This is a genomic window from Bacillus sp. C30 (genome assembly GCF_040838255.1).
GTDB classification, from domain to species: domain Bacteria; phylum Bacillota; class Bacilli; order Bacillales; family Bacillaceae_G; genus Bacillus_A; species Bacillus_A mycoides.
On the sequence record NZ_JBFPJH010000265.1, the window covers coordinates 1 to 4,655 of the forward strand.

Below are 4,655 nucleotides of genomic sequence, written 5' to 3' on the forward strand. Positions count from 1 at the left end.
TGCTTATTGGCAGGCGTGGCGATTTTATTAAAAAGATTCTAGACAGGTTCTTAGGTGCAATGGTTGCATTATTAAACGAAACGTTACTTGGTAATGCGTTAACGGTATTAATGAAAGAATTTGACGTAACAGCTTCAACTATTCAATGGCTTTCTACAGCTTACATGTTGGTGGTTGGGGTTTTAGTCCCGATTACAGCGTTACTTCAGCAATGGCTCACAACGAGACAAATGTTTTTGATCGCTATGATAACGTTTTTAGTCGGTACATTAATTGCGGGATTCGCACCGACATTTTCCGTTTTATTAATCGGCCGTATCGTCCAAGCAGTAGCGACGGGGTTAATTTCACCGTTATTAATGAATACGATTTTAATTATTTGTCCACCTGAAAAGCGCGGTGCCACGATGGGATTAATCGCACTTGTGATGATGGCAGCTCCAGCAATTGGTCCTACATTATCTGGAGTAATCGTTGATTCATTAAATTGGCGCTGGTTATTCTACATTGTTATTCCTATCGTGATCATTTCAATTGTAATTGGAATGAAATACATTAAAAATGTTACAGAGTTAACAAGACCGAAAGTAGATTATCCATCTATCCTTTTATCGACATTAGGATTTGGCGGGCTTGTGTATAGCTTTAGTGCATCAGGTGATTTAGGGTGGCCCGATCCGAAAGTGTATGGCGCCTTAATTGTTGGGCTTATATCACTATGTATTTTTGTAGTGCGACAATTAAAAATCGAGAATCCAATTTTAGAATTACGTGCATTTAAAGTTCCGATGTTTACAATATCAGTTGGATTAATCGTCATTGTGATGATGTCGTTATTTTCAACGATGACTTTATTACCGATGTTCCTGCAAACAGTTTTACTCGTTACAGCATTTAAATCAGGACTAATAATGCTTCCGGGAAGTATTATTAGCGCCATAATGGGACCAATCGCAGGTAAACTATTTGATAAATTTAGTCCGAAAGTTGTTATCGTTCCCGGTATTGTGTTAGTAGGTATTGCAATGTTCTTATTTAAAGGCATTACTCCTGACACATCAATGGTACAAATTATTGTCATGCATAGCGTATTAATGGTCGGGCTCATGTTTGTAATGACAGCACAAACATATGGATTAAATCAATTAACACCAGATTTATATCCGCACGGAACAGCACTGTTTAATACGTTACAGCAAGTAGCTGGCGCAATTGGTACGGCTATCTTTATTTCGAAAATGTCTTCAGGAACAACTAAGTATATGGAAAGCTCCGCAAATCCAATGGACCCAGTAGAGAAGTTAAATGGCTTAACATCCGGATTCCAAGGTGCATTTACACTTGGATTAATCTTTATCATTATTGCTTTTATCGTATCGTTGTTCTTAAAAGAAGAGAAAAAGGAAGTAAAGGCAGCGAGGGTTTTACAGAACGAAAATTAAGGTTCATATTAAAAAGACATCTTTACAAGATAAAGATGTCTTTTTACATTTCTTTCGTAATATCATACTGCAACAACTGCCGTTGATCATAAAACTTCTCAAAAACGATGCCCATTACGTAGAAGAACAACAGACCGAAGCAAATGTGAATGAGCGTAAAGGTAGCTCCGAATGAAGAAAATTCATAGACCATAATCGGTAATTTCGCAGTTGTCCAAACACCTAAGAAAAATACGATGTACCTAATGCTGGCGCCTTTTTTTAATAGTAGTGCTGCAATCGGAAAGGCAACATAGAGGGGACCAGCTGCAATTCCGCCTAATAATAGAGAGAATAATATTCCATATATGCCGGACTTTTCTCCCATGTATTTCATTAGTGTTTCTTTCTTCACCCACTGATCAAGTAACCCTACAACTACTAGGACAGGGGGGAGTAGAAACAACATATCTAAAATGCTATTCCCTGTTAATTGTAATGCGCTCCATCCTAAAGATTGGTTTATAAAAGTTAGAATGATAAGTCCAATCAGCAAAATGAAAAAGAAGCGATATCTTTTTAGTTCATTCATACCATCACCACCCAAATGATATATGAGAATAGGAGTGACATGAGTAATGCAGATGCATTACGAGCGTAAGCAAAGCTTCGTCCGAATATCTTTTTTTCCATCGGCAAGGTTGTAATTCCTACTGACATTAGTGTAGACATGAGTGCCGCAACTTGAGGAAGACCTGCGCCGTGCTGTACTAACGTATTACCAAGTGGGAACACGACAAAGCTTGGAATGAGTGCAACGGAGCCGAGTATTGCTGAATAAATAATACCTATGAACCCGGACTGTTCTCCAATGATGGAAGAGATGAAGGACGGCGTTAAGATAGAAAGTGATAGTCCAACGAAAAGCATAATGGAGAGCATGGCAGGGAGGAGGTTTCGAAATATTTTCCATGATTTTAATAGGGCAGCTTTCGTTTTATTCCGATCCTTCATAAAAGAAATCCCCGTAAGAATAATGGCCAAAGTGTAAAGGATAGCGCCATTAATCATGATTAGATTCCTTTAAGTCTTTATATTTGTTTAAGAAAAAGGTTAAGTTTTTCATTTTTTCCTCAATATCTATTTGAAAATCTGCTAATTGTTCTTTGCCGGTCTTAGTAATTTTGTACATCTTTCTCGGTTTATCTGGAACGGATGTACTTACATAAGATTCAATAGCGCCTTCGTTTTCTAATTTCTTCAGCGTGCGGTAAAGGATGGCACTATCAATTGGATTGACCGGAAGTTCTTCTTCACATTTCTGAAGTAGCTGTCCGCCATAGTTATCACCTTCTGCTAAAAATAACAAAAGAAATGCACCTGTATGTCTTCCTGTATGTTTCATGAATATACCTCCTAGAATGAATTGGAATATATACTGTTAATGACAGTATACTGTTGTTAACAGTATATGGTGCATGAAGTGCTATGTCAATTTAAAAATGTTACTGAGGGGAAATGGCAATTCATGTTTTAATCTTGTTAAATAACAAAATAAAAGCCTACTGTTTTCTTGTGACAGTGGCTTTCATAGTTGGTAAACTACTATATTACGCTTAGGGAATCTCGCCTTTTGATAGTAACACATATATGTTAGCCCTATATTGAGAAATAAAAAAAAGACACTCTCAAGAGTGCCTCTTATTAGCAGCCGAATCCGCCGCCCCAACAGCTAGCTCCAACGATGATTAATAAAATAAAGAGCACAACAAGTAAGGCGAATCCACCGCCAAAACCACAGCCTCCACCACAACTACCACCATAGCCTCCACAACTACCACCATAGCCCATATTAACTCCTCCTTCCATAAAGTCCATATATTAATGGATTTATATCACTTTATGTTTTTACGGATAAACTTGAGCAGGTCCCTTTGAAAAAATAAAAGTACTCGGTATTTTAAAAGAGTTGACGAACTTATTTTTGTCACGAGTATTCCGCTTATTACATATGGTATTTTATTCTGTGCATTGGGGGAAAGGAGATCGTTATGGCTAATTCTGAGATGATATTACGTTTACTTACGGATTTAAAGATTGAGCAGCAAGCTTTAAAAGAACAGCTGGAGAAAATGCAAACAGCTTTGAGTATTCTTGAAGAAAAACCAACTATTCTTGAAGAGAAATCAACTACTCTTCAAGAGAAACCAGTTGTTACAAAGCAACGTGGACATTCTGGGTTTCCAACATCTTTTCGTGATTGGAGAGCATCTTCTCAAAAGAACTAAGGAATCCTGTTATAGTGAGTTATACAAAATCACAAATGAAAAAGTACAGTCTACTGTAGTTAATACAGAGGCTGTACTTTTTGTTATGTTAGTATAAGTTGTGATAGGTGGTTTGTATTTTCTTTGACTATTCCACCTTTAACTCGATCCCTTCATCCAGCATATCTCCATTAATTTTCAAAGTTAATCCTTGCGTATTTTTCGGAACATCGAATACAATGTTCCCTTCCGAATTTTCATTAGGATTAAGAACACCAAATTTAAATGTAGCAGTATTTGCAGCTTTAAGTACTAATTGAGATTCATTAGAAATGTGATATTCTCTTCCGGTTCCGTCAATTAATTTAAAGTTATTGTTATTTAGTGTAATGGGTTCCTCTTGACGATTATAAACTGCGACGTCTAATACTTTAAATACACCTTGTGCTTTAACTTCTCCATTACCTATAACATCTAATGAATCGGCAGAGTGTATTGATATGTATACATCAGAAGAATCTCCATGGGTGGGAAGTTCTTTTTGAGGATCCTTGTTGCTAAGTTCATCATTCTTTGTTTCTTTAGAAGTCTCCTGTTCGTTTTTCGTGTTACTGCTAGATGTATCATGTGAACTGCAAGCTGATAATCCAAATAAGAATGTGCTACATAATAATGATGTTAATAACTTTTTGTTCATAGTTTGTTCCTCCAAAATAAAAGTACTTTCATGGGTGCCATAATGATTTAATAAATCTATATTTTTCTTTATATGTATTAAATGTTACATTTTATTATATTGGTTTTGGGATAAAAAGGAAACTTGATGCAAATAAACAAGACACTTTGCAGTGTCTTGTTTATTTAAGTTATGCGCATTACTTAATAAGACGTTAGTTTCTCATCCTGAACATGAGTAACTATGTAGGGTGGTTTAATTATAACATTTTAACCAGTAATGGGTCTATAT

At 36.2% G+C, this 4,655-nt stretch carries 7 protein-coding genes; 2 read left to right on the forward strand and 5 right to left on the reverse strand.

Going from position 1 to position 4,655, the window contains the following annotated elements; translation table 11 throughout:
* Positions 1-59: 59 nt before the first annotated feature.
* Positions 60-1,442: an MDR family MFS transporter gene (locus AB3X49_RS18045; RefSeq protein ID WP_367963808.1), complete on the forward strand. Its 1,383-nt coding sequence runs from the start codon at positions 60-62 to the stop codon at positions 1,440-1,442.
* 43 nt (positions 1,443-1,485) lie between these two features.
* Here AB3X49_RS18045 and AB3X49_RS18050 read toward each other — a convergent pair whose 3' ends face one another.
* From AB3X49_RS18050 to AB3X49_RS18065, 4 genes are all read right to left on the reverse strand, one after another.
* A complete protein-coding gene (locus tag AB3X49_RS18050; protein WP_367963802.1) occupies positions 1,486-2,013 on the reverse strand; it encodes a permease in 528 nt (175 codons plus the stop codon).
* Complete coding sequence (locus AB3X49_RS18055) at positions 2,010-2,492, reverse strand: hypothetical protein (RefSeq protein ID WP_367963805.1); 483 nt, start codon at positions 2,490-2,492, stop codon at positions 2,010-2,012. Before AB3X49_RS18055 ends, AB3X49_RS18050 begins: the two co-directional genes overlap by 4 nt.
* On the reverse strand, positions 2,485-2,826 hold the full coding sequence (locus AB3X49_RS18060; RefSeq protein ID WP_050000900.1) for a PadR family transcriptional regulator: 342 nt from the start codon (positions 2,824-2,826) through the stop codon (positions 2,485-2,487). Before AB3X49_RS18060 ends, AB3X49_RS18055 begins: the two co-directional genes overlap by 8 nt.
* 299 nt (positions 2,827-3,125) lie before the next feature.
* Positions 3,126-3,272: a YjcZ family sporulation protein gene (locus AB3X49_RS18065; RefSeq protein WP_000540380.1), complete on the reverse strand. Its 147-nt coding sequence runs from the start codon at positions 3,270-3,272 to the stop codon at positions 3,126-3,128.
* A 200-nt stretch (positions 3,273-3,472) separates the two neighbouring features.
* On the opposite strand from AB3X49_RS18065, the gene AB3X49_RS18070 reads away from it, so the two are divergent.
* Positions 3,473-3,709: a hypothetical protein gene (locus AB3X49_RS18070; RefSeq protein WP_002087264.1), complete on the forward strand. Its 237-nt coding sequence runs from the start codon at positions 3,473-3,475 to the stop codon at positions 3,707-3,709.
* 127 nt (positions 3,710-3,836) lie between these two features.
* Here AB3X49_RS18070 and AB3X49_RS18075 read toward each other — a convergent pair whose 3' ends face one another.
* Positions 3,837-4,385 (reverse strand): DUF4352 domain-containing protein, encoded by a 549-nt coding sequence (locus AB3X49_RS18075; RefSeq protein WP_002166236.1) that lies wholly within the window; start codon positions 4,383-4,385, stop codon positions 3,837-3,839.
* Positions 4,386-4,655: the final 270 nt, after the last annotated feature.